Raw genomic sequence first — 23,857 nt, 5'->3', positions numbered from 1 at the left:
CCGCTTTTACAACCAACTCAATTCGCATCAGCTCCCTTGAAAGCATCCCGCATGTGGCAATTGCGCTACGCTGAACTGACCGTCAAATTCCTTTATAAAAGGCTACACGCATGCCAAGAGAGCATCCCTTACCAACACTTGCGACAGTGAAGCAGCTTTATGCCAATGCCTTCAGATGCGCGGAGCCGTCCTGCAAGCGCCCGCTGTACAAAGTTGATCCGCTTACCGGTGAGCGATCTCTGAATTCCAACGTTGCCCACATCTGCGCGCGCCGCGAGGGTGGACCGCGCTGGGACGAGAATATGACGGCGGAGGTGAATCGATCAGCCAGCAATCTCGTGATTCTCTGCGTCGAGCACGCGTTGGAAGTCGACCAGCCGAACAGGGCTGATGCTTTTCCCCCCGCGCTGCTTAGAGATTGGAAGCAAAAGCAGCTCAATGAATTTGACGCGCTTGGGCGTCAGGGGTGGATGCTTACACCCGGGATGACAGCGGAGGTCTTAAAAGCTTCCAAAGAGGGAATCATATTCAACAACTCTACACTCCACTTGGGAGGTGAAGGCGGTAAGGGACCTGGCGCTGGTGGTGGGGGCGGGGGAGCCATAGGCAACAATGCAAAAGCTGGCGAGGGTGGCAAAGGTGGAGATATTCGACATGAAGGCAGTTTCAATTACAGAGACTTACTAAATTTCGTGCTTCCGTCTGGGGAGTTTCCAGGCGCAGGGGGAGGCGGTGCAGGCGCTGAAGGTGAAAATGCTGCGGGAGGCGGTGGTGGGAGCGGCGGAGAACAAATTGAAGCAATTTTCTCTTCACGAGAATTAGAAGGCGCTTACGGCCCCCTCACTCTTCAAGTTTCTATTGGTGAGGGGGGGCGCCGAGGAATGCATCCCGGAGAGCATAGTAGTAATGGAGGTGATACCAAACTGGAGTTTGTTACGACCGACGGAAAGATAGTCAGATCTATTGTCGCGAAGGGGGGTAGAAGAGGCGAGCCAGGTTTTGCAATTCCACCAGAAGCAAGAGAGGTGACGTCAGCTGAAATAGCTGTCGGCCTCAATGTCCCTACATTCATGGCTGCGCATGGCGTTCATGTGCAAAACGGTTTGTTGTACGTTTTGGGTGGCGGGATAAATAATTGTTCTATCCCGTCGCTCCCTGGAGATGTTGCTTGCTGGGCGACTGTTGTTGTTTCAATGGGACAGTTGTCTGTCTCTCAAATACTGACGTTTTTTGTTGTTGTAAATAGTCCAGATGGAGAAGAGATTTTTAGGCTGCCCTTCACCCCGGTCAAGGGGGAAGCCGTACCGGTTTTTAACTTCATACAAGTTATACCCGTACAGTTTCAAGCGAAAGTAGCAGGCGTCTACGATTTGCGAGTTGTCTCAGGGGAGTACGAATTCGCCCGTTTGCACATTGACGTAGCTGTAACTTGAGTTTGAAGGGCTGGGGCTAGCTGTCAACCGCATCATGTAACTGACCGAATGCTGCCAACGCAGTGGACACTGCGGTTAACCACCGGCATTGTTGCATTTCGAAAGGTTCTCATAACGGGACATTCGTTAAACGGCCCTCACAGAGAAGCTCGTCCTGGCGGGCTTCATTGCGTCTAATGGAAACCAGAACCCGGCAACTTGGTCGACCGTAGTGGGGGTCGATTAATGGCCGCGAGCAACCTTGGAACCACGGAAATGCCGTTCCGAAACAAATGGATTTATGACGGGGGAATGCGGTGTGCAGCACACTTCAAATATTATAGTTTGGGAACGCGAGATTTTGTATGTGACTGTTTGTAAAGGAAAAAATTGGAGACTTGAAAACTGCCGACTGTAACAGGTCCTAGAGTTCGAATCTCTATGCTTCCGCCATCTTAGATACGTCAAAGCCCTGAATTTTCAGGGCTTTTTCGTTTCTGGGTTTTGGTGGCGCAAGGCTGCCAAACCTGTCAAAAAGTCCGCAACTCTCACAGGACGCCGCAACTCATCGCTTTTTCAGCGCCTATCGAGCCTGTTTCACTATTTCTCCTAAAAGCTGCGCATCCGCATTCGAACCGTTCGCTTTCGTTACTCATGTCCTAGGACTGGAGCCCAGTGTGCTCGGTGTGATTCCAACTGTCAGGAATTCGGCCCACACACCTGGTCTGCACGGCGCCTCAATAAAATCGCGCATCATTGATGCGAGCCCTTGAATTCAGGAAGGGCTGAGAAGTCTATCCATGGTGAATTTCCTTCCTGTTCAGGCGAACTATTATGTCGACGGTTTTTAAATCTGCCCTGCCAACCGTATTGGACGAGCAAGCTGCCTTTCACGATCGGCCATCTTTCAACACCTATACCGGTACGGCTGGCGACGATGTAGTGAGCGGTACCTATGTGAAAGACTACCTGTTCGGCGGTGCCGGGAATGACACCCTGGATGGCCACGGCGATGACGATAAATTGGTAGGCGGGGCAGGGGTAGATACTCTGGTTGGCGGCGCAACCTACGGAAGTGGTGTGGAATTCGTGTACACATCGCTCACCGACAGTTACGCCAACGCCCAAGGCTCCCACTCCGATCTGATTACCGGCTTTAGTCAGTATGACGTGCTGGATCTAACCGCCCTTGGCCTGGAGCGGGTCGGTAACGGCCACAATGGGGATTTGGCCGTGAGTTATGACGCATCTGCGGATATCACCTACCTGCGTTCGCTGGACAAGGATGCCGTCGGCGATTTCTTTGAGCTTCGGCTGGCTGGGGATTATTCAGGCAAGCTGAGTACCTCAAATTTTGTACTGCGTCACGATGGCACTGTCGGCAACGATGTCCTCGACTACAGTTCGAGCACCAAGCACTACGTGCTCAATGGTGGAGACGGAGACGACACCCTGCATGGCGGAAAGATCGACAACGTACTGGATGGTGGTGCAGGTGCCGATCACATGATCGGCAACATCAATACAGAGACCTTCCTTTACCACCAAGTCAGCGATAGTTACGTTAATGATGCTTCCGGAGTTTCCAGTGTCGACTTGATCAGCGGATTCAACCTGTTTCGCGGGGATGTACTGGATGTGTCCGCGCTCGACTTCACCGGCTTGGGTGATGGTTACAATGGCACGCTCAGTTATGCCTATGACAAAACCGCAGGGCATATTGTGGCCCAGTCTTTTGAAACCGATGCGCAAGGCAACCGCTTCAAAGTGTACATCGACCAGGCTGACCGGCACGGCAGCACTGCGTATCAGGATGCCGATGGATTTATTTTCGCGGGTGATAACAGCCACGACAACGCCGGGCAAACGCTGACCGGGAAACAAAGTTGGGATTCGCTGCACACCCCGAACGACGGCGGTGTCCTGATTGGCGGCGGGGCAGGCGATGCACTTGCAGGTGGTGCAGGGGTAGACGTTTTCCGTTATCTGGATAGCAGTGACAGCGTTCATGGCGCCGCTGACCTGATTACGGGGTTTGACGTGGCCCATGACAAGATTGATGTATCGGCTCTCGGTTATACGGGCCTGGGCGATGGCACTGACGGTACGTTGAAGCTGGTGTACGACAAAGACCTTCACCGCACTTACCTCAAGGATTATGACCTGAATACTGATGGCCAGCGTTTTGAGATTGGCTTGCAAGGCACCTTTACCAAGACCTTCACCGCAGATAACTTGGTCGTCGCGAATACCACTTCATCGGTTGAGCATGCCACCGATGGCGCTATTGAATTGGTAGGTGTTACGCCGGTAGATGCCCAGTTGGCTTGGTGATATATCAAACTCGTCGAGGTTTTGGAGACCGAGGCGAGTTTAAATCGTGTATTGTCAAGGCAACATACTGGAGCTTAGTGACTGAGGAATTTATGGAAGACCTGGACATTTCAAATAGTGAGCTTTCCCAAAAAATTGTAGACTTGGTAGAGTCTGGTAATAGATTGAAAATTCAGAACAATCACGCCAAGGCACTTGAAAAGTATAACGAGGCGTGGGGGTTACTACCTGCTCCGCCCACGAAATGGGATCTTGCCAATTGGATTTCCAGTTGTATTTCTCGCGTGTTTGTCGATTTGGGAAACTATACGGAAGCCAGGCAATGGGCCGTTATTGCAATGGAGACAAAACCACCACGAGAAACCAGCAGTTTTATCGATTTTGCAATAATATGCCATAAGCTTGGCGAAAAAGAGCTTGCCATTGAATATTTTGACAAGGCTTACAAGCTGGGTAAGAAAAGAGCTTTTCAGGGCTACGATAATAAGCATCTGAACTTCTATCTTGAGAATATAAAGGTGTAAATCATGCTGGAACTCGATGACGAACTGTACGAGAAAATTTCTGAAATGAGTGAGTTGGGAAACTCGTTTATGGACGATGGTGAATACCCAAGTGCCTTGAATATTTTCGAAGAAGCACTCAGTTTGTTGCCCGCTCCTTGCGACACTTGGGAAGCCTACACGTGGCTAAAAGCTGGCATCGCTGACGCGCTGTTTGGCATGAAGGACTATGTGCATGCCATTGAGGCGCTCCATGACGCCATGAATGGCCCCGAAGGTGCATTCAACCCTTTCATCATGATGCGTTTAGGGCAGTCACTTCATGAACAGGGCAAACCTGAAGGTGTCGATTATTTATGCAAAGCTTATATGCTGGAAGGTGAGGAGATTTTTTCAGAAGAAGATGAGAAATACCTGAATCTTGTAAAGCATAGTTTGGCAGTTAATAAAAACCACCTTCACTAGCGTCACAGTAAACACCTGTCAATAAAACAATCGTTATGCATCGGCAATAGCACTGCAACGTGCAAAAAGAAGTATCTCACACAAGAATATATTGCTCCCCATGGACATGTGATGTTCTGCCAAAACCCTCAAGACAGAGTTCTACACGATGTGCACAGGTAGCAATCTTGCAGGCGCTGCTCAACGCCTGTTAATCAGTTCAACTTGAAAGCAATCACGCTGTCGCCCATTGTCGTACCGAGGGAGCCGTGACCGCCAGCAGCAATGATCACATACTGTTTGCCATCACTTCCCATGTAGGTCGACGGAGTCGCCTGGCCGCCCGCTGGCAATTCGGTCTGCCAAAGAATATTGCCGGTATTGATGTCGTAGGCGCGCATGAAGCCATCTGCGGTTGCGCCGTGGAACACCAATCCTCCGGCTGTGATCAATGGGCCGCCGTGCGCCACCATGCCCATTGGGAAACCAATCGGAAAGCCTCCTGGCAGGAAACTGGTCTTCAGGTTTTTGGTGGTACCGATGCGGCGCATCCACTCCGTTTTACCGGTATTTAGATCAACTCCAACCATGCGGCCCCAAGGTGGAGCGATGCAGGGGATACCCAGATCAGAGGCAAACTGCTGAATCCTGATCGCATAGTCGCCTTTGAAATTTTCATTCCAGTAGGGCTTACCTTCTGCGGTAAACAGCCGTTTTTCTTCGGTCTCCGGCGTCCGTTTGATCATGGTGTATTTGTAAGCCAGGCGCACGGGCGCGCCAATCAGGATTTGCCGTTCCGGGTCAACGGCCACCGAGCCCCAGTTAAAGGCGCCGATGTTTCCCGGAAACACCAGCGTCCCGGATTCGGTGCTCGGCGTCCATGGGTTGCCATCGTACCGAAGCTTTTTGAAGTTGGTACGACAGGACATCTGATCAAACGGTGTCAGTCCCCACATGGATTTTTCGTTCAAAGGCTCAGGAATGAAGTTGAGCCTGGAGACCGGCTGACGGGTCGCGAAACGCTCACCGGCAACACCGCCTTCAGCCGACGCCTTGGCCTGGTCGACAGGAATGATCGGCTCACCAGTCAATCGGTTAAGCACGAAAATATTACCTACCTTCGTCGGCAGCACCACAGCGGGCTGCTTATTGCCGTCCTTGCCCAGTTCAATGAGTGAAGGTTGCGAAGGGTTATCGCGATCCCACAAATCGTTATGAGAGGTCTGGAATTTCCATTTGAACGCACCCGTTTTCAGATCCAGAGCAACCAGGGTGTCGCGGAATTTTTCGGTATTGCTGGCCGAATCGCGTCGAATGCCGAGTTCATCGGGGGAGGCGTTACCAAAGGGGACGTAAACCAGGCCGTTCTGCAGGTCGGCACTCAAAGTGCCCCAGGCCACGGGCGTGTCTTGTGGGTAGTCCTGGCCAGCCGCAATGGGCTGGGTGGATTCAGGCGTGGCAGGATCGAAATTCCAGACCAGTTTGCCGCTGAGGACGTCATAAGCCCTGATCACTCCGGACGGATTACCGGCGTTGTAGCCATTGTCCATTACTGAGCCACCGACGATGATCAGATCACCGGCCACCAGCGGGGCGGCGGTTTGCATGAGCGCGTGAGGGCGGATCTTGCCCATGTTGTCGCTCAGGTTGACCACGCCGTTATTACCGAATTCGCTACAGGCGTTACCCGTATCGGCATCCAGTGCCACCAGCCTCGCGTCTGCTGTCGCGGTAATGATGCGCTTGTCACAGAGCGCCGAAGCGCTCGTAAGGGGTACTGATACGTCGCCGCTCCGGGTGCTGGAAGACGCAGCAGAGTAATAGCTGACCCCTCGGCATGTCTGATGCTGCTGCAGGTATGAACGGTCTTTCTGAGGCTCGTATTTCCACTCCAGCTTTCCCGTCTCGGGGTTTAACGCGTGGACTTCGTTGTGCGCAGTGCAGACATAAACCCGATTGTTTACCTTTAACGGAGTGGCTTCAAAGGTGTATTCGCTGGCGTCCTTCTCCGGATCACGCAGGTCGCCGGTGTGGTACTCCCAGGCGACCGTGAGTTTCTTGACATTCCCCGCATCGATTTGATCAAGTGTGGAGAACCGCTGACCGTCGTTGGTGCCCCCGTAGGCAACCCAGTCCTCTGCAGCGCCACTGGCACCTTTTGCAGAAACCGGGTTAGTGATCTCGCCCTGAACAGGGTAGGGGTCGTAGAACATGATGCCGACAACGATCACGATCATCACCGCCACCGTGCCGCCAAGGAACGGGTGAAAGCTTCGTGACTCTGCCGGTGTCTGTGCTAAGTACAAACGGCGCACGACCCATGGCAATGCAAGCCAGAACCCCAACAACGCGAACAGATCACCACGTGGAATCCACTGCCATTTGTCGAAGCCCACTTCATAGATGATCCAGATCAGAATCGCCCACATGAGTAGCGCATAGAGCGTGAGTGCCGACTTTTTCCTGAGAAATAACAACACTGCAGTGATCAACACACCAAGCCCGATCAGGGCATAGGCAGGACTCCCTCCAGCCGCAACCAAAGCGCCGCCCATGTATAAAATGGCGACAGCGACTACCGCCATGATGACACCAGTTATTTTCAGCACCATGATCTACCTGCCATCCATTCAAGCTCCCAATGACAACCAGACCTGAATATGGCACGAATCGTTCGATGCAGAGAGCCTTGGGCTAGAGACCTGGTGAACCCAACCAGTGCCGTATTCGAGGTCGGAATAAACGCGAACGAGTACCGCCGTTGGCCTGGAATTGAAGTCTTGCGGGCTTATCCCTTATCTGACTGATCTGGTGATATTGATATTTCGCGCACTAATATGAAAGTCCGATATTGAAGGCATTATTTACCCATGTGTACCTGGCCAGTTCCGTCTATATGAAATATTGGCGACCCTCAAGGGGCCTGGATATTAGTGCGTTTAACCGCCTCATCTCCGCCGTTGCTGACTCAATAGATATTCATTTAGATAATATTCAATAGAGCTCTATCTTTTTGAGTGGTTTAATTTCCAGTCCCCCGTTAAGTACATGAGTCATGTTTACAAGTAGACTGGGCTATGGCTAAGTGATAGTACATCTTCAGATGGCCCGGCTATTGCTGGCCTATATTTCTCATCAGGCAGTAACCATGGCTAAAGTCTTAAACAATGAGCATAAAAATGCTCTGGACATGTTACTGCAGGCGGCAGCACGCTCGGCAGACTGCACCAATGGGCTGTTGGTGCGGCGTGATCTTGATCATTGGGAGCAGGTCGCGCGTTATGGCGCGGAGCAACCCGAGTCGTTTGAGTCATCAATTGACGATTGGCTGGTGGCGGCGTTCACAAGCGGTGACCTTGTGATTTTGAACGAGGTTTTGGGTCAGACGTTGCCCATGTGGTTTCACCGGATCAGGCACGCCGGCCAGGTTTTTTTCATCGGTGTAGCTGTCCGTGACAATCAGGCAAATCTGGTAGGGGTGATATTTGTAACCAGTGCTGACCCGCTTCAACGGTTAAGTGCTGCACAGACATACGCACTCCAGACCCATGCAGCGATCATCAGTGAGTTTTTTAAACTGAGCGCCGAAACGGCTTTGCGCAGTAATAGCCCTTCCATTGAGCGCCTGCGTTTGCTGGAGTCCGTGGTGGTCAACGCCAAGGACGCGATTCTCATCACCGAGGCTGAACCAATTGGTGAACCCGGCCCCAGAATCGTCTACTGCAACCCGGCTTTTTTGAGCACTACAGGATTCAACGCCTCCGAAGTGATAGGTAAAACGCCTCGGATTCTTCAATGTGAAGAGACCAGCCGCGAGACGTTAGACCTGATACGTGAGGCGCTTTCCAAATGGCAACCCATAGAGGTTGAGCTCATCAACACACGTAGTGATGGCAGCCGGTTCTGGGTCCAATTGAGTATTGTCCCGGTTGCCAACGAGCGTGGCTGGTTTACCCATTGGGTATCCGTGCAGAGGGACATCACCGAGCGAAAGGAGGCCGACTCGTTGATTCGGCAGGGCAATGCCGACAGGGAGGAGAAGGTTGCACTGGAAACGCGTTTGCTTGAACGAGAGCGCATAGAGGAAGAGTTGTCCTATGCGGCGTTTCATGACGACCTGACGTCTTTGTACAACCGGGCCTATCTCATGTCACGTTTGCTGAGCATCTTCACCAAGGATGGCAGCAGCCAGACTCCTGCTGCTACGGTGTTATTCCTCGATCTGGACCGCTTCAAATACGTTAACGATAGCCTCGGGCATAGGGCCGGCGACCTGCTGCTGACCGTCGTCGCCAGGCGTCTGGAGATGTGTATCAGAGAAGAGGATGTATTCGCGCGAGTGGGGGGCGACGAATTCGCCATCCTCCTTGAGGGTGAGGGTCAATTGGATCTGGCGATCGAGCTGGCACAAAGGATTGTTACCCGGTTGCGGATGCCCGTTGTCATCGATGGGCAGGACATATTCACCTCATGCAGCCTGGGGATCGTGTCAGCTGACCTCAGTCATGCATCACCGGAAGATCTTCTTCGCGATGCAGACGTTGCCATGTATGCCGCAAAAAAACAGGGTAGGGGGCGCTGGGCAATTTTTGACGCCTCTATGCGTAAAGCCGCTGTAGATGCTCTGCTCATGCAAAACGCGCTCAAACAAGCCATTGCACGCGATGAGTTGTCAGTGGTTTATCAGCCCATTTACAACGTGGCGACAGGCGAGATCAGTGGTGTCGAAGCGCTTGTCAGATGGCTTCATCCAGAACTGGGACATGTGCCGCCCGACGTCTTCATTTCGGTCGCCGAAGATAACGGCGTCATCCATGAGCTCGGAGGTTGGGTCATGCTTCAGGCGTGTACTGAACTGCGGCGCTGGAAAGACGAGTTCTCTGCACTGGGGTTGCATCTGAACGTCAACGTGTCGGGGAATGAGCTCAATCGTCCTGGTTATGTAGCCCAGGTAGCAAGAATACTTTTGCAAACGGGCATTGCTCCTCATGAACTACAGATAGAAATCACGGAATCGGTTTTTCTCCACGAGCCTGATGAAACGGCAAAGGTATTGGAAAGTGTTCGGGAACTTGGCATAAGAGTCGCTCTTGATGATTTCGGAACGGGCTACAGCTCTCTTGGTTATATCGATCGATATCCCATCGACGCTATCAAAATAGACCGTTCGTTTGTGTCCAGAATGATGTCCTACGATCGAAGCGATGCGATTGTCAGAAGCATTCTGTCCCTTGGCAGGACTTTAGGTCTTGGTATTACCGCCGAGGGCGTTGAAACCCTTGCCCAGCTTCAGCGTTTGAAGGAAATGGAATGTCCCTTCGTGCAGGGCTATCTCCTCAGTCCTCCTGTGCGTGCGGAGGAGGTGACAACGCTTTTGCGAGCATGGACACCCGTTGAGCGCGTCGCCTGTCAGGGCGCCGAGGCGTCAGCACTTGATGCGGATGGTTGTGCCGCACATCAAACCGTCCAATAACCAGTTGAGTCCTGATCGTCATTTTCGTTGACCGTTGGGAGGCAATAGCCTTTGGCGCTCAAATGTAAGCGGGCGGGCACCACTCTTTGCATGATTAAACCGGCTGCCACCCATGTGGCAGCAAGGTCTCTATCCAACTGCAAACTTCTAGCCTTCAGGTGGCATGCCCTCATCAATATGGATGCCTAAATCGTGACGGCCGGGTGCAAGATGCGGCTTGAGTGTCAACGCCGGAATTTCATAGTCCCCGGTATTCTGGCGACGAAATGGCAACGGCTGATCAACGAACAGGTTATCCAGCCGAGCAGCATATGCGGTGCATAGCTGTTCGAACCGAGCGGCGTCCATTTTGCTGGTTTTATAAATCGGGAAGGGCGGCATGACAGTGAACCCGGGATAGAAAAGCACCCCATGCTGGATAGAGAATAGCAGGTCATTCAGCGCACCGTTCACCCCTCGACCACTGTAATGGGATTCCCACCCGCCCATGGTAACCACCAACATCGCCCGCTTTCCGGCCATGCTGCCTTCGCCGTATCGATCGCCCCAGTGGCTTTCGCTGTGTTCACCGACACCGTAGGCAAATCCGTAGGCGTAGACGCGTTCGACCCAGCCTTTGAGGATCGCAGGCATCGAGAACCACCACAGTGGGAATTGAAAGATCACGGCGTCTGCCCATAGCAGTTTGGCCTGCTCCTCTTCGATGTCTGCCGGCTGGGTGCCAGCGGCAAATACACGTTGCGATTCTATGGCCGGGTTGAAAGGTTTCTCGTCGTCATAGCCAGGAGCGTCGTCCATATCAATGGGCGCTTTCCAGCGCATAGCGTACAGATCCGAGACCTTGACCTCGTGACCCGCAGTTTTCAGATGAGCGATCGCGAAATCCCTGAGCGAGCCATTGAGGGAACGAGGTTCAGGGTGGGCGTAGATCAGCAGTAGCTTCATGAGGGACTCCAGGTGAATGCAGTCCCAACCGTATCGACGAACCCGGTATGATAGAAATGAATTTCCGAAACATCTGGTATTTACATGCACAATACCTTGCGTCGTCTGGATCTTAATTTGTTGGTCACGCTAGATGCGCTGTTGTCTGAGCAAAACGTGACTCGGGCGGCGCGATTGCTCAACCTTGCTCAACCGACGGTCAGCCTGCAACTGGGGCGGCTGCGGGAAATCCTGAACGACCCATTGCTGCTACCCGGCCCCCGTGGGATGTCGCCCACCGAGCGTGCCCGTGAATTGCGCGGGCCACTGCGTGAAGCGCTGGTAGCGCTGGAGGGCGCATTGAGTCCTGGGGGTACATTTGAGCCCGCACTGTCCAGTCAGACGTGGAGGGTGGCTGCCAGTGATTACGCCGCGACTGCGTTAGTCTGGCCATCGCTGGCAATGCTCAGGCGACTGGCCCCGAATACTCGCCTGGCACTCTTGAATAAAAACCCCGTCAGCCTTGTCCATGATCTTGAAAACGGCCAACTCGATCTGGCGCTGCACACTCGGGATGACGCGCCGCCGAAAATGCGCCAGCGTTCGTTGTTTCACGAACGCTATGTGCTGGCAGGTCGGCGCGGTCATCCCGCTTTGACAACCCAGCTATCGCTCAAAGCGTTCTGCGACCTTGAACATGCCGTTATGTCGCCGAATGGCGCCGGGTTCGTTGGGAGTACTGACCAGGCACTGGCCGCTGAAGGTCTGGAGCGGCGAGTTGTTTTATCAGTCTCGAATTTCAATTCGCTTGTCTGCGCATTGGCGCACAGCGATCTCGTTGCGGTGGTGCCAGAAAGGCTGGTGCGAGATGAGCCAGCACTTCACGTCCAGGCGCCTCCACTTGCCATTCCGGGTTTCGAAATGCTCATGTTATGGCCCGAACGACTGCATCGAGATCCCGGCCATATATGGCTACGCGACCTTATCGCCTCGACGCTGCAAACCGTCCCCAACTCATCGGTTTGATTGACTCAAAGTTCTTATTCACTACACAGGGAATTACTTGATGAAAGCTTTCCAGATAGGTGCTCAGAATGGCTTGGACTCGCTGACCGCGACTACCCGCCCGGAATTGTCTGCCGGGGCAGGTGAGGTGGTTATCGCCCCCCGCCTTGTGAGCCTCATCAGTCGAGACGTCCAGATTCTCCGGGGTGTCTATGGCCCCATGCAGGCGCCCGAGCGTATTCCGGTGTCCGAGGGCGTGGGAGAAGTCATTGCCGTCGGTGAGGGAGTTGAAGGATTCAAACCAAGTGACCGAGTCATTTGCGGTCATTTTCCCAACTGGCTGGACGGAGCGTTTCGCGCTGACGTTTTCAGCCATGATGTGGGTGTAAGCCACGACGGCTGGCTTGCTGAACAGGTTGTACTTCCGGCCGCGGCGTTGATCCGTGTCCCGGAAGCGTTGATGGATAAAGACGTCGCCGCACTCGCGTCCGCCGGGCTCACTGCATGGAATGCATTGGTCGAGGTATTCAAGGTCAAGCCGGGCGAACTGGTTCTTTGCCTGGGCACCGGGGGCGTGTCGTTGGCAGCTTTGAAAATCGCCAAGGTCTTGGGCGCGCGCGTGGCAATGACCTCCTCAAGCGATGAGAAGCTGGAATTTGTTCGCCAACTCGGTGCGGACATCACCGTCAATTACCGCACCCATACCGATTGGGCCGCACAGTTGATGCTGCTTACCGATAACGCAGGTGCCGACGTTATCATCGAGACGGGCGGGCAGGACACGTTGGGCCAATCCATCGCGGCAGCGGCGGTGAATGGGCGTATTGCCGTGATCGGTGTAAGCCCTGGACAGAAGTCGCCAATACCTGACTATGTATCGCTCATTCTGAAAAATGTAACCATTCGGGGCATCGCCAACGGCAACCGGAAAATGTTTGAAGAGCTTCTGCGCGCCATAGAAGTTAACGGCATTCAAACCGTCGTCGCCAAGACGTTCAAGTTCGACGACGCACCCGAGGCATATGCCTATTTTGCGGCTGCAAAGCACATCGGCAAGGTTCTGATCGAGTTCGATCACCGCTGAAGCCAACCGCGCTGTCTCGCGGCAAGCATTGGGCCTGTAGGAGCTGCCGAAGGCTGCGATCGCGGTGTATCAGGAGAAATGCATCGCAGCCTTCGGCAGCTCCTGCAGAAAATGCATTTCAATCCAGTAGTTTGCATGTATGGGGGCGTGTCTCCGAAGGTTGAAGACTCAATTCGCCTCAGGCTTGAATAACCGCGAAATATCTATTTTTTCAGCCATCGCTTGATACCCGGCTCTATTGGGATGCAATTTGTCCCCGGGCCCACCTACTGTGCTGTCCGCTACATAGTCCTTTTTCATGCCGCCTGTCGATGGGTCGAGCGTCGCTGCATCGAAATCCGCTACACCATCAAAGAGGCCCGACGTACGGATGAACTCATTTAACTCTTCTCGCTTGGCATTCTGCTCAGCGTGACCATGTGCCGCGCTGGTGCTGCCAAGGGCCGTAGTGAGGGTGCCTCCAATGACTCTGACACCTGGAAGCTGCGACTTGATTCGGCCAACAACATCCTTCATTCCGGCCTTCACAGCTTCGGCTGAAGCATTGCCATTTTTGCTGAAGTCATTGATGCCCTCCATCCATATGACGCTGGTAACACCGGATACACCTATCACGTCTCTTTCGACGCGCATTTGTGCAGAGGGGCCGCCAGAGAATGGCGTCTGAGGCGAGTAGCTGGCTGGGCCAATGACCTGATTGCCGCCAATACCCGCATTGACAACCGATACCTTGTTCCCATGAACAGCATGAAGTTTTCTCGACAGCACATCTGACCACCGATCATCGCCGTTCAGCGTCGTACCTGTGCCGTCAGTGATGGAATCTCCAAAGGCAACCACAACCTGAGTATCGGCAGGCGCCATCATGTCTACCGCGTCCAGGAAATAAGTGGAGGTTGTACTGAACGGGAAAGCTGTTTCGCTCTCGGACTGGCCGACAGAGCCTGCTCCAGGCTGGCTTACATAAGAGGTATTCAGCGCTTTGGCGTGCCATGTCATCGGCCCGCTCTGACCCTTGATATGAAAACTCACTGCCAGACGACGCCCGTTGAGTAACGGGACGTCATCAGGCTTCACAAATGGCAGCGCTATGGGATCACTCCAGGCTGACGATCCAGCGGGAATATCAACGCTTGATTTTCCGCCGAAAGAAACCGGCTGATTAGTGCCTTTCAGGACGGCTGAACTGCCTTGCTGTAACCCGGCATAAACGCCATCAAACGTGACGGGGCGGGTGCCCAGCACGTTGGACAGACGTATCCGCACGTGTGTCCCCCAGATGTCCGGTCGCACCATCAAGCGGAATGTCTGATCCTGCGCACCTTGCTCAGGCACGGGAAAGGCGAGACTCAAGTCCGGTTGCGCAGAGGGATTGCCTGCCGGATAGGGCCCTTGAACGGCACCCAGCCACGCTGCAACCCACTTGTCATTCGTCTCGGCCTGGGCCGCTGCCGGGAGAAATGCAGAGATCAGAACCATTGAAATACAGGCCAGCTTTTTTCTCATGGTGACTTCCTCATTTTTTTGTTCGGCCGCGCCATGCGCTAATCAGTACATGCGAGATGAATCGCGTTATCAAACGACTATATCGACCCGTATCCCGGTTCGCTAGCCGCCAGCTGAGGACGTACTGCCAATTGACAATTACCCCATCATTGGGAGTCTTGCAGTATCGGCGGTAAGATATTGGCGCGTGTATCCGTTTCAAACGTTGAAACGCTTGCAGGCAATTTTATTATTTTAGTAACGGAGGGTGCAGCTTGTGTTACGTGAATTGCCGTCACCACTCCAACTGACGCAACTATAGGGCATTCTTCTTAAGGGCATAACTAATCAGTGCTATTACAGCAAGTGCCAAACTTGTATACAAACAGAACTCACTGATGTGTGAGGCTGTATCGAGAAACTGTTGGTTCTCTGCGTTGCCTCCACTCCCGCTGATGCCGCTGGCACTGCCGCCCAGAAAAATAGCACCCGACGCCAGACACAAGACCATGAACGACAGCGACATCTTGAATAAAGTACCCGCAGTGAGTACCTTTGAGAGGCCGCCTTTGGCATCGGCATTGACGACCCGGAACATTACGATAGCCGGGTAAGCTAATCCAGCCAGGGTGACTGCAAAAAAAACAAGAGTGATCATTATGCTTGCCTACATCCAGGTTGTAATTAGCGCTAATCATCGCAGAGGGATCGCCAGACTGAAAGCCCGAGTGACGAGTTTTCGGGATCGTATTCAGTATTCCTGGCGAGTGGCTGAAACAAGCTCGAACGTACGTTGAAGTTTCCTGCCGATAGACAACAATGCACCGACGTACGACAGGCCCTTTGTTAAGGAAAGAAAACGGGTGTTCAGCGACACGTTAATGACGATATCTATCGACGATGACGAAGCTCTGTTGCGCCGAAACTGCTCTGTGGCTGCGCTCGGCCGAGCGCCCCGTTTTAATTCCGGTGACGCTACATCGAGAAGTATTCATAAACGCCGTCGTCTTGTGCTTTTCCAATGAAAGTATCCATCAGATCACCCTGAATTTCTTCGCCGTCGCAAGAAAGTAGAAACTCTCCGTCTAGGTAGCCGGGGAAGTGTACGCCGTCCAACGTTCCTAAAATTACGCAGGCGCTATCGGATATCACGACTTTCAAAAAGTTTATAACGTCAGACCTTTGAGCGTCATCCAGTGAAGCCAGAGCATTTCTTGCCCTTGCGAAGGGATCTGTGCCGTTATCCGGGGGGCTGTTCAACGATGCTTGGTACCGGTTGAAATTATCTTTAAAAAGTTCATCGTATATAGCGTTAACAAAATGTTGTTCTGAAGACATAAACACTCCGCTGGTGTCTCTGGGTTTTAGTTTTATGATCTTTGTAAATTTTTTTAGGTGCCTGGTTTAGTGTTTTTTGGAGGCTCTCATTTTATCAAGCTCCCACTTGAGATAACTAACATCTGAGCGATCAAGCCCACGGTCTATTTTTTGCCACCATTTGGGTATGGCGGTTTTAAATAGCTCGACGCCTTCTTCAGTCACGTCGGATTTGCGAATTAAAAAATCCATTTTAAGGTCACCATTCTCGGTGAAAGGAAGCGTGCTTATTATCCCCTCGTCATGCAAGAACTTTAAAAGCGCAGTGGACATCTGGATTATATGTTCTTTGTATTGGGTGTTCTTGTTTCTGCTGTACAGCATGGGCACGCTAAACAGCGTAAAGTCTATCATTGTCTTATCCTTAGGTTAAGCTTGGCCGTCTTGCTGGCGCTCAAATTCTTCACCTGCCGCGTCTAGAATACTATTGACCAGGTCTGCCGTCACCTCACGTTTCTGCAGATTTTTGTTGCCTGCATACCTTTCCCCGGACGGTATCTCATAGAATTTCGCCGAGATTTTCTCATCGGAAATTATTTTTAATACACCGCGTACGAATGTTGAAGTGTCCTGAAGATCACCGTCAAAGAGCTCGATTTCCAGAATAGGATTGCCACCAGTGCAAAGACTTTTAACCTTCTGTAATGGTAGCGTCAAGAATTTATGAAGCTTGATGAGCGTGGCGGGCCTGAGGGTGGGTTCGTCAATAACGATAGCTAAAATAGACATTTCTTCTCCCGGTTGATCCTATCCAAAGATTTAATAATCTTCGGACGCTTCTCGTTCCAGCAGATAGGAAAAAAAGCTGGCATAGTTTTCCCAATAGTCGGGAGGTGTTGAAAATTCGCCTGTGCCCAAATGCTCAGCGTCATTGGCATCGCACCAGATGATCGCAGGAGGCGCTGATAGGTTCATAACGATGAGGCTTTCAGCGGGTTCCGCCAATACAATATATTCCTTGGCCAGATTTATCGCCTTCCTGAGACGTAGCGTCTCGCTTACAATGTTCAATGGGTTAGCCGCGCTAAAAAACGCATGGTGACTAATGCCACCTAAAAAACCACCTGTATAAAATGTTGCAATTTCTTTGAAGTCGTCGGGCAAACTCACGCTTAAGGCGTTCTCTACCCATCTTATCTCCTCGGCAGAGGAGGTGTCGGCTTTGTGGAGGCTCAGGTATTTTTCTTTCAAGTTGTTAATACTAATTCTCCTTACCTGTTTTAAACAGGTTCTCACTTGATAGTTAGCTCAATATCCGTAACTCGCACCAGGCTTTGTCAGCACCGGCAGGGCTGGCTAATAAGGGATTAAACCACTTGCTCATGTACTCGAGCCAGTGCCTCCGCGGCGAGAGCGATTTTGATTCGAAAGTACGGCAAGCCGTGCTCCTCGAAAACTCTTCTGAATTGAAAAATTACCATCGGTTGGTGAACGATATCGTTTAGCCATGTTCCAACCGCCGACAGAGATTGCTCAGGCAATGTTCAGGTCCATTTGAAACTCTCATGAGCGCCACGTATGTGGCAGGTTGCCTGGGCAGCTTTGCTCTTCAAACTCCATACAGGGAAGCAGAATTTATGCAGCAATCCTCTCAGTCTCCAGAAACTGGCGAATTGATCGCTACCTTTCGCCACGGCAAAGGGTTTCTGGTGTTTAGCTTGATTTTCGGCGTCGTATTATTGGGGTTGGCTGCATTCGTGTTGTATCTGGGCACGATCCTGCCGCCTGGCAACAATGGTCCGGTAACCACCGTCAGCCGTGGCATGACACTCAACTTTTCAAGCCCGCAGATGCTGATCAATTTAACGAGCGCAGGGTTGGCTATTTTAGGGCTTTGCACGTTTGCCATTTACGTATGGCATAAAAAACTGCGTGAGCCGGTTTACGAAGTGTTTGAGCATGGCATCGCTCGTTTGATCAAGGGCGAGCGGGAGTACACTGCGTTTGCTGATATCGAGGACCTCTACCTCTTTGGTTCCGGCCAGACCGTGATGACCGGCATGATCACCAACGTCGCCTACCGTCGTAATGCAAGCGAGCCTTTCCATCGGGTCATTGAAACCTTGAAAGGCTTTCATGACTTTGAACAGTTGGTGCGTGAGTTGCACGTACGGGCTCGTTTTCCTGAAGTGATGGACACGCTAGAGTCGGGGCGTGCGGTGACCTTCAATTACATAAGTTCCGGGCAAGTCTGGAGCAAACGTGTGTCTGGCAACTTCCTGAACATCAAGACCTCGCCGATCACCGTCACCAGAGATTTTCTTGAGGTACAGGGAAGCAAGGTACCCATGTCAACCTTGCGCACGATTGACCTGAGCAACTGGACCGAGAAAGTCGTTATCAAAGACGAGAATGGAAAAGTGGTGCTGTCGACGATATGCACCGGCATTCTGAGTCATGACTTGTTCCTCAATACGCTGCACGTGCTGCTTGGCGCTGAAACCGGAAACCGCGACCAGGTAGAGCCCGTTCTGGCTTGATCGGTATCGGGAGCAGTGGCCATGGCCACTGCTCCTGTTTCAGGTTAAGCGTCCATATCCGGGTCTGAATCAGATTGTTTCAAGATCGTCACCTGATGACGACGGAGGAAGTGTTGATGGACATGGGCCCGGAAAACCTCAGGAAGAGCCTTTATGGTGTCTTCGGCCTGACAGCAATGTTCAGCTCATTCATGTTTGCAGGTACCGGGTATTTCTGGGTTTTGGGTGGGGTTTTGTTGGTGCTGCTGGCACGTACCATCTACTTGATACATATAAGTGAGAGTTTTGTCGCTGTGGTCACCCATTATCACGTGGGCTTTGTTGTGTCGTTTTCTATCATGATTTCAGGTTCTTTGTATCTGGTGGCGCGGAGCGATTATGAGCAGTCTGTCAGTAACGCTATCTCTTTGGCCATGGTGCCTGTCTTGCTTTTTACGGTTGAGGTATTGTTTTTCTACTTTACCCGCCCTCAGAAGGGCAGAGCCGGTTACGAGGTCAGGGGTAATAAAGTGGTGGCGGTAGACCAACCGTTCAGCCACTTTGCGGGGAACCTTCTGGCATCGATAGTGCTGGCATCGGGTATTGCAATGATGATCGCGTGGCAGCTCAGCGAGATGGTATTTGTGGTTTACGTGCTAACACTGTTGACCCTTTATTTAATCTATATCCGCCGACACTGGTTTCGGGTATTGAACACTATCAGGATCAAGGAGAAGCGCGCCTCGGAATTGACCTTTGAAAACATCGATGAAATTCGGGACGCTCGCCGTCGCTGGTGGATGAGCAGGCTGCTGAATTGGCTGATTTCGCTGAGCAAGGCCTCAGGACGTTGAGCCCGAATCAGATTGTTTCACTAACGTTAACCTGAGAGAGGAGGAGGAAGTGCTCATGGATTCAGAAAACTTGAAGACTGGTCTTTATAGTATATGGGCCCTGACAGCGCTATTCAGTTCGATATTTTTTTTCAGCTCCGGGTATTTCTGGGTTGTTGGCATTGCGTTGCTGGTGCTGCTGTTACGTACCCTGTATTTGATCTATATAAACGAGAGTTATGTTGCGTTTCTCTCGCATTTTCAGAAGTGGTCGCTTGCTTCGTTTACCCTCATGATTTCAGGCTGTTTGTATATGGTGGGTCGGGGCGACTATGAGCAGTCTTTCATTGACTCCATCTCTCTGGCCATGGTGCCCGTCCTGCTCTTTGCAGTCGTAGTCGGGTTTTTCTACTTCACCCGCTCTCCAGATGGCAGGCCCGGTTACGAGGTCAGAGATAACAGAGTACTGGTGGTAGGCGGACAGTACAGCCAGTTCGCAGGGAACGTGCTGGCATCTATAGCGCTGGTGTCGGCGTTTGGGATTAAGATAGTGTGGCAGGTCAGCGATGGGTTCGTTGCAGTTTACGTACTAACACTGAGTGTCTTTTATTTGCTCTATATCTGCCGAAACTCGATTCGTATGTTGAAGGCTATTAAAGCGAAGGAGAAGCGTGCTTCGGAATTGACCTTTGAAAACATCGATGAAATTCGGGAGGCTCGTCGCCGTTGGTGGATGGGCAGGCTGCTGAATTGGCTGATGTCGCTGAGCAAGACCTCAGGCCGCTGATGGCTCATCACGTCAATCCCACACTCTTCTAGTCGCGCCTTCATGGTTAATCGCAAGGAAAAGAGTCATGCCTACAACACCTCAAGCCTTTACCGAATGCCTCACTACTATCGAGAAGCTGCTGCCACCCGATAGTCTCGTGACACTTCGACCTCCAGCAAGCGAGACTTCAATCCAGCAGATAGAACAATTGCTGGGTGCGCCTTTGCCATTGGGTTTACGTCAGTTGTTGCTCTGGCATGACGGCCAGGAGTGGAATGCGGAGCTGCGCGAAAGTGACAACCGGCGCTTGCTCGCCGCCAGTGAAATAATGGATGCATTGAAATTTTTTCTCGACCCGGAGGAAGAGTTCTGTGAGCCATGGGAGCGATATTGGGTACCGTTCCTGACCAATGATTCCGGGGACTATGTCGTTGTGGATGCGTCGCCTTCAGGCACTGGAGAGCTCATCCATTATTGGCACGATTGGGACGACCGGAGTATCGCGTACCAGTCCTTGAATGAATGGGCTGAGGGTCTTAGGGAAGAGCTCAGTCAGTAACCGGCCTGGGAAGAACGCTTTGAATCCTGTGCGGCTCTGATCAAAAATAAAACTCCTAACTGAATTAAAACTTTCTGTAGGTGATCACGAGCAGCGCGAGGCAGCGATGGCGTCCTGTCTGATGCACCGCCATCGCGGCCTAGCGTTGCTCGTGCGCGCTCTATCTGTAGGAGGTCGCACAGTGTCCCTGACACCGCGCTTTCGCGCAGCAAACATGGGATCTGTAGGAGCGCGCTTGCCCGCGATGGCGTCAGGTCAGGTTACACATTTTTCGCTGAGGCACCGCATCGCGGGCAAGCGCGCTCCTACAGGTCTGTGTCTGGTTCTCGGCAGAGTTGTGTCAGAGGCTCTTTAGTTGCTCCTGATGATCTCAGCCTTTGAATTCCCTGACGTAAAGCTGTTCATAGCGCGCCATGGTGTCAGTCAGTCGCTGCCTGAGGTAGTCATTAGCCTGCTCGAGCGCGGCCAGAATCTGTTCGGACTCGACGAGGTATGAAGCGCGTTTTGCCTTGGCCCATGTGGCGGGTGCCGACTGCAGATTGGTAATTCTGTCGCACAGTTTTATCGAAGCAGCTTCACGAGAATGGCTGGCGATACCCTGGAAGTAGCGCTCTTCGGAGAACGGCACAATCAGGTTTTTACTCAAGCTCGCGACAGTCGAAGACACCTCTGGACCAAAGGCGTCTGTCAGCGCTTCCTGCGTAGTGGGGGTGTCCTCCAGCACGTCATGTAGCAACGCAGCGGGTAAGGCAATTGCCAGATCGCCGACCGAGGACTCCCGGGCGGCAAAAATCAGTTCATTGGCAACCATCGCCACGTGGGTTGTATAGGGCAGGTCCGAGCCTGTCATTTTCTGCCCAAGGTGGGCGTGAGAGGCGTATAGCCAGGCTTTGTTATAAAGGCGTTGCAGGTCATCACCAGGCATACGGCTGTCTCCAGAGCAGGTGGTTAATTGCGGGGAAGCCTTTTCAGGTGGCATTCCATTGGGTAACTGGATTTTCAGGCCCCGGGCGATTTGCATGCCGATGTAGCAGGCGGCTCTCAAAGCATTAGCCAGCTCCGGGTCGTCGGTCAGCTATGCGGTGTTGCGTGGCACTCGTCATCACGCCGATGACGAAAATTCATCCCCGGCCTTTCTGGTTTCCCGATAGGTGACCGGGGGATACTGTACTACAACGTATCGCGGGCAGAGGCTGAGTGGGAGGCAAAGGAGTATTACATGATAACGGAAAAGGCCAGGAAACCGAGGAAGCCGCGAAAGGCAAGGCCGTGCCCAGGCGACAACGCACGCCGGGTTCTGAAAAAGATGGATTTCTGGGTAGGTTGCGCCTATCTGGTGACGCCTTTGCTATTGGGGCTTCTTGGTGGGAAAAAAATGGCCCAGCTTGTGATATTCATCTACCCGGTCATCAGTGTGGTTTTTTTTGTTATCCGTCATCGCTATCTGAAAAACCTGTCCAGTGAAGAGCGCCTATACGTTGTTCCGTGGAGTCGTAGTTACACGGGGCGCCGCATGTCCATGGTGATTCTGATCCTGACTTTTTTTTCATTCGCTATGGCGCTGTTCAATGAAGCCTGCAAGTTATGGCCTTGGTTATGAAAAAACAGTGCCTGTTACCTTCGCTCCACGTCATGAAACGCCGGACAATCATTTCAATATTACCCCCGCTGCTAACTCATCAATTATCGGATTTGCTAGCGGGCCGAACATCGCAGGTATCTCATACTGACCTGATGCCAAAAATCTTAAAGTGCAGGAGCTGGACTAAGGTGGGATTTCATAGATGAAACTTCTGGATCGTTTGAAAGCGTACTTCGGCCACAAACAAAGCCCCGTTGAGCCCCAGCAAAGCCCTGTTAAGCCCAAGGTTGCTTCGAATTCCCCGACCCGCAACGAAGGCGAGCCGCTGTCGCGTGTTGCCCAAAACCTGAGTTGGCTGCCGGTCTATGAGGAGCCAAAACCACTGTCACTCACTCCGCCAGCATGCCCGCCGATAGGGCTGGATGACACCACCCTGATCAGTCGCTACGAAGCCTGGGTCGCCCAGGCTGAACAAGCTGAACCCCATGATTTGAGTTGGGAGTTTCGTGAAGCAGGTCGCCAATTGGCGGGGAAGTTGTTTTCGAGTGTTCTCGATCTCTCCAGCATGAAGGGGCGAGAGGGCTCGGAGGATATTTACTGGCTGCTGCAAAGTGCAGCGATCGTTTCGCTGTTTGCAGAGGGGCCACAATCGGAAGCTTTTCTCCGCTACAGCAAAGATGTTCATTCCTACGGTAAAAACCCCTATAGATCCGGTCAGGTCCAGGCGTTTGAGCTATACGTAGCGTCACATCTCCACAGAGTTGAATTGCACAGCGCCACTTCGGAGAGTGCCGCCCCATTAGTGCGTCCGCCCAGCGAGCCCGTGCCTCAGGCCGCCGACATGGACGAACTGCTGGCCTGGCTGCCCACGCTCTATCCCGGCGGGGTGGCAATAAAAACCCATGTGCTTGAGGATCGTTGGCCCGTGTACTTCGATGTCTTCAAGGACTTCTTCCGAGTGCTGGAAAAAGAATGCTGGACCGATATCGATTACATGAAGCACGGTGCCGCAATCATGCTCAAGGACGAAGGCTACATCGCTCGGGCGAGCCTGGCAGACATTCAGGCGATGCTGACGCTGTGCCTCAGAGGAGAGCGTTTCAGTGATGGGCATCATGGCCTGGTTATCGAGAAGGGCTATGTGCTTAATGTACTGAACAGGTTGGCGGTGTTGCGGGAGGAAGTGTGAGGATTTTTTCACGGCTGTAGCTGTTTAGTGGCACACATCTAAGCGAGGCAGCGACAAGAATCATCATTCAGCTGCCACGCAGATAGGGCACTGCAAAAACCATGCGCTCATATAAATAGTTATGTATTGACCCGCGAGCAATGTCGTTAACCTACTTGCCCAATTAAACCTGGTAGGTTGATTTCTGCTCGTAGAGAAAAAACACCGCATTGCAAGCCAGTGGTCGTCAAGAGCCTGGTGGAGGCTGGAAAGGTGCGTTCAACCAGATCAGCATTGTCGGATGGCGCCGCGTTAGGTTTCGATTTTGAGGGGATCACTGATGTCGTCGTGGCGCCAAGTCCAAAAGTTGCTTAAGGTTCTGGACCGTCCCCGGAATTGTTAAACGAGGTGCGCATGGCGTAAAAGCTATAACCTGCCTGACCGCT

At 52.4% G+C, this 23,857-nt stretch carries 22 protein-coding genes; 13 read left to right on the top strand and 9 right to left on the bottom strand.

From position 1 onward, the window contains the following. Positions 1-110: 110 nt before the first annotated feature. The 4 genes from H8S59_RS04130 (at position 111) to H8S59_RS04115 (ending at position 4,714) form a co-directional block, all read left to right on the top strand. On the top strand, positions 111-1,433 hold the full coding sequence (locus H8S59_RS04130) for a hypothetical protein (protein ID WP_187520595.1): 1,323 nt from the start codon (positions 111-113) through the stop codon (positions 1,431-1,433). An 813-nt stretch (positions 1,434-2,246) separates the two neighbouring features. Then, a complete protein-coding gene (locus H8S59_RS04125; protein ID WP_187520594.1) occupies positions 2,247-3,746 on the top strand; it encodes a M10 family metallopeptidase C-terminal domain-containing protein in 1,500 nt (499 codons plus the stop codon). Between the two features lie 92 nt (positions 3,747-3,838). Beyond that, a complete protein-coding gene (locus H8S59_RS04120) occupies positions 3,839-4,270 on the top strand; it encodes a tetratricopeptide repeat protein (RefSeq protein ID WP_187520593.1) in 432 nt (143 codons plus the stop codon). A 3-nt stretch (positions 4,271-4,273) separates the two neighbouring features. Beyond that, positions 4,274-4,714, top strand: a complete 441-nt coding sequence (locus tag H8S59_RS04115; protein ID WP_187520592.1) for a tetratricopeptide repeat protein — start codon at positions 4,274-4,276, stop codon at positions 4,712-4,714. 194 nt (positions 4,715-4,908) lie between these two features. Here H8S59_RS04115 and H8S59_RS04110 read toward each other — a convergent pair whose 3' ends face one another. Next, positions 4,909-7,305, bottom strand: a complete 2,397-nt coding sequence (locus H8S59_RS04110) for a membrane-bound PQQ-dependent dehydrogenase, glucose/quinate/shikimate family (RefSeq protein WP_187520591.1) — start codon at positions 7,303-7,305, stop codon at positions 4,909-4,911. A 536-nt stretch (positions 7,306-7,841) separates the two neighbouring features. On the opposite strand from H8S59_RS04110, the gene H8S59_RS04105 reads away from it, so the two are divergent. Next, a complete protein-coding gene (locus H8S59_RS04105) occupies positions 7,842-10,166 on the top strand; it encodes a putative bifunctional diguanylate cyclase/phosphodiesterase (RefSeq protein ID WP_187520590.1) in 2,325 nt (774 codons plus the stop codon). A 147-nt stretch (positions 10,167-10,313) separates the two neighbouring features. Here H8S59_RS04105 and H8S59_RS04100 read toward each other — a convergent pair whose 3' ends face one another. Then, the gene (locus H8S59_RS04100) at positions 10,314-11,111 is read right to left on the bottom strand and encodes an NAD(P)H-dependent oxidoreductase (RefSeq protein WP_187520589.1); all 798 of its coding nucleotides are present in this window, start codon (positions 11,109-11,111) and stop codon (positions 10,314-10,316) included. An 84-nt stretch (positions 11,112-11,195) separates the two neighbouring features. Here H8S59_RS04100 and H8S59_RS04095 point away from each other — a divergent pair, with 84 nt between their 5' ends. Then, a complete protein-coding gene (locus tag H8S59_RS04095; RefSeq protein WP_187520588.1) occupies positions 11,196-12,116 on the top strand; it encodes a LysR family transcriptional regulator in 921 nt (306 codons plus the stop codon). Between the two features lie 40 nt (positions 12,117-12,156). Continuing rightward, a complete protein-coding gene (locus tag H8S59_RS04090; protein WP_187520587.1) occupies positions 12,157-13,179 on the top strand; it encodes a zinc-dependent alcohol dehydrogenase family protein in 1,023 nt (340 codons plus the stop codon). 168 nt (positions 13,180-13,347) lie between these two features. Here the strand turns inward: H8S59_RS04090 and H8S59_RS04085 are convergent, their stop codons facing one another. The 6 genes from H8S59_RS04085 to H8S59_RS04060 all read right to left on the bottom strand — a co-directional run bounded on the left by H8S59_RS04085 (position 13,348) and on the right by H8S59_RS04060 (position 17,232). Continuing rightward, the gene (locus H8S59_RS04085) at positions 13,348-14,685 is read right to left on the bottom strand and encodes a GDSL-type esterase/lipase family protein (RefSeq protein ID WP_187520586.1); all 1,338 of its coding nucleotides are present in this window, start codon (positions 14,683-14,685) and stop codon (positions 13,348-13,350) included. Positions 14,686-14,980: 295 nt separating this feature from the next. Then, positions 14,981-15,322 carry a hypothetical protein gene (locus H8S59_RS04080; RefSeq protein WP_187520585.1) on the bottom strand — a complete coding sequence of 114 codons (342 nt, stop codon included), beginning with the start codon at positions 15,320-15,322 and terminating at the stop codon, positions 14,981-14,983. 317 nt (positions 15,323-15,639) lie between these two features. Then, on the bottom strand, positions 15,640-16,002 hold the full coding sequence (locus H8S59_RS04075; protein ID WP_187520584.1) for a hypothetical protein: 363 nt from the start codon (positions 16,000-16,002) through the stop codon (positions 15,640-15,642). 66 nt (positions 16,003-16,068) lie between these two features. Next, positions 16,069-16,395, bottom strand: a complete 327-nt coding sequence (locus H8S59_RS04070) for a hypothetical protein (protein ID WP_187520583.1) — start codon at positions 16,393-16,395, stop codon at positions 16,069-16,071. Positions 16,396-16,410: 15 nt separating this feature from the next. Further along, positions 16,411-16,770, bottom strand: coding sequence for a hypothetical protein (locus H8S59_RS04065; RefSeq protein ID WP_187520582.1), 360 nt, complete (start codon positions 16,768-16,770; stop codon positions 16,411-16,413). A 30-nt stretch (positions 16,771-16,800) separates the two neighbouring features. Then, complete coding sequence (locus H8S59_RS04060) at positions 16,801-17,232, bottom strand: SMI1/KNR4 family protein (RefSeq protein WP_214658188.1); 432 nt, start codon at positions 17,230-17,232, stop codon at positions 16,801-16,803. A 314-nt stretch (positions 17,233-17,546) separates the two neighbouring features. Here H8S59_RS04060 and H8S59_RS04055 point away from each other — a divergent pair, with 314 nt between their 5' ends. The 4 genes from H8S59_RS04055 (at position 17,547) to H8S59_RS04040 (ending at position 20,661) form a co-directional block, all read left to right on the top strand. Continuing rightward, complete coding sequence (locus H8S59_RS04055; RefSeq protein ID WP_246475062.1) at positions 17,547-18,521, top strand: hypothetical protein; 975 nt, start codon at positions 17,547-17,549, stop codon at positions 18,519-18,521. Between the two features lie 116 nt (positions 18,522-18,637). After that, positions 18,638-19,354, top strand: coding sequence for a hypothetical protein (locus H8S59_RS04050; RefSeq protein ID WP_187520581.1), 717 nt, complete (start codon positions 18,638-18,640; stop codon positions 19,352-19,354). Positions 19,355-19,409: 55 nt separating this feature from the next. Continuing rightward, positions 19,410-20,120 carry a hypothetical protein gene (locus H8S59_RS04045; protein WP_187520580.1) on the top strand — a complete coding sequence of 237 codons (711 nt, stop codon included), beginning with the start codon at positions 19,410-19,412 and terminating at the stop codon, positions 20,118-20,120. A 67-nt stretch (positions 20,121-20,187) separates the two neighbouring features. Next, positions 20,188-20,661 carry an SMI1/KNR4 family protein gene (locus H8S59_RS04040; RefSeq protein WP_187520579.1) on the top strand — a complete coding sequence of 158 codons (474 nt, stop codon included), beginning with the start codon at positions 20,188-20,190 and terminating at the stop codon, positions 20,659-20,661. A gap of 370 nt (positions 20,662-21,031) precedes the next feature. Here H8S59_RS04040 and H8S59_RS04035 read toward each other — a convergent pair whose 3' ends face one another. Continuing rightward, a complete protein-coding gene (locus H8S59_RS04035) occupies positions 21,032-21,586 on the bottom strand; it encodes an HD domain-containing protein (RefSeq protein WP_187520578.1) in 555 nt (184 codons plus the stop codon). Between the two features lie 294 nt (positions 21,587-21,880). On the opposite strand from H8S59_RS04035, the gene H8S59_RS04030 reads away from it, so the two are divergent. Both H8S59_RS04030 and H8S59_RS04025 read left to right on the top strand, forming a co-directional pair. Next, positions 21,881-22,261, top strand: coding sequence for a hypothetical protein (locus H8S59_RS04030; RefSeq protein ID WP_187520577.1), 381 nt, complete (start codon positions 21,881-21,883; stop codon positions 22,259-22,261). Between the two features lie 184 nt (positions 22,262-22,445). After that, positions 22,446-23,432, top strand: a complete 987-nt coding sequence (locus H8S59_RS04025; RefSeq protein WP_187520576.1) for a DUF6508 domain-containing protein — start codon at positions 22,446-22,448, stop codon at positions 23,430-23,432. Positions 23,433-23,857 lie beyond the last annotated feature (425 nt).

Origin of the sequence: Pseudomonas folii, assembly GCF_014357575.1 — a bacterium.
Classification (GTDB): domain Bacteria; phylum Pseudomonadota; class Gammaproteobacteria; order Pseudomonadales; family Pseudomonadaceae; genus Aquipseudomonas; species Aquipseudomonas folii.
Note: the sequence above shows the minus strand (reverse complement) of the source record. Positions and strands in the feature narration are given on the sequence as shown.

What these genes read in the sequence shown, in the direction of transcription:
- H8S59_RS04130 (WP_187520595.1), top strand. Translation starts at nt 111, where the DNA reads ATGCCAAGAGAGCATCCCTTACCAACACTTGCGACAGTGAAGCAGCTT.
- H8S59_RS04110 (WP_187520591.1), bottom strand. Translation starts at nt 7,305, where the DNA reads ATGGTGCTGAAAATAACTGGTGTCATCATGGCGGTAGTCGCTGTCGCC.
- H8S59_RS04080 (WP_187520585.1), bottom strand. Translation starts at nt 15,322, where the DNA reads ATGATCACTCTTGTTTTTTTTGCAGTCACCCTGGCTGGATTAGCTTAC.
- H8S59_RS04055 (WP_246475062.1), top strand. Translation starts at nt 17,547, where the DNA reads ATGAGCGCCACGTATGTGGCAGGTTGCCTGGGCAGCTTTGCTCTTCAA.
- H8S59_RS04050 (WP_187520581.1), top strand. Translation starts at nt 18,638, where the DNA reads ATGGACATGGGCCCGGAAAACCTCAGGAAGAGCCTTTATGGTGTCTTC.
- H8S59_RS04095 (WP_187520588.1), top strand. Translation starts at nt 11,196, where the DNA reads ATGCACAATACCTTGCGTCGTCTGGATCTTAATTTGTTGGTCACGCTA.
- H8S59_RS04030 (WP_187520577.1), top strand. Translation starts at nt 21,881, where the DNA reads ATGATAACGGAAAAGGCCAGGAAACCGAGGAAGCCGCGAAAGGCAAGG.
- H8S59_RS04070 (WP_187520583.1), bottom strand. Translation starts at nt 16,395, where the DNA reads ATGATAGACTTTACGCTGTTTAGCGTGCCCATGCTGTACAGCAGAAAC.
- H8S59_RS04115 (WP_187520592.1), top strand. Translation starts at nt 4,274, where the DNA reads ATGCTGGAACTCGATGACGAACTGTACGAGAAAATTTCTGAAATGAGT.
- H8S59_RS04090 (WP_187520587.1), top strand. Translation starts at nt 12,157, where the DNA reads ATGAAAGCTTTCCAGATAGGTGCTCAGAATGGCTTGGACTCGCTGACC.
- H8S59_RS04075 (WP_187520584.1), bottom strand. Translation starts at nt 16,002, where the DNA reads ATGTCTTCAGAACAACATTTTGTTAACGCTATATACGATGAACTTTTT.
- H8S59_RS04125 (WP_187520594.1), top strand. Translation starts at nt 2,247, where the DNA reads ATGTCGACGGTTTTTAAATCTGCCCTGCCAACCGTATTGGACGAGCAA.
- H8S59_RS04040 (WP_187520579.1), top strand. Translation starts at nt 20,188, where the DNA reads ATGCCTACAACACCTCAAGCCTTTACCGAATGCCTCACTACTATCGAG.
- H8S59_RS04085 (WP_187520586.1), bottom strand. Translation starts at nt 14,685, where the DNA reads ATGAGAAAAAAGCTGGCCTGTATTTCAATGGTTCTGATCTCTGCATTT.
- H8S59_RS04105 (WP_187520590.1), top strand. Translation starts at nt 7,842, where the DNA reads ATGGCTAAAGTCTTAAACAATGAGCATAAAAATGCTCTGGACATGTTA.
- H8S59_RS04035 (WP_187520578.1), bottom strand. Translation starts at nt 21,586, where the DNA reads ATGCCTGGTGATGACCTGCAACGCCTTTATAACAAAGCCTGGCTATAC.
- H8S59_RS04045 (WP_187520580.1), top strand. Translation starts at nt 19,410, where the DNA reads ATGGATTCAGAAAACTTGAAGACTGGTCTTTATAGTATATGGGCCCTG.
- H8S59_RS04025 (WP_187520576.1), top strand. Translation starts at nt 22,446, where the DNA reads ATGAAACTTCTGGATCGTTTGAAAGCGTACTTCGGCCACAAACAAAGC.
- H8S59_RS04120 (WP_187520593.1), top strand. Translation starts at nt 3,839, where the DNA reads ATGGAAGACCTGGACATTTCAAATAGTGAGCTTTCCCAAAAAATTGTA.
- H8S59_RS04100 (WP_187520589.1), bottom strand. Translation starts at nt 11,111, where the DNA reads ATGAAGCTACTGCTGATCTACGCCCACCCTGAACCTCGTTCCCTCAAT.
- H8S59_RS04065 (WP_187520582.1), bottom strand. Translation starts at nt 16,770, where the DNA reads ATGTCTATTTTAGCTATCGTTATTGACGAACCCACCCTCAGGCCCGCC.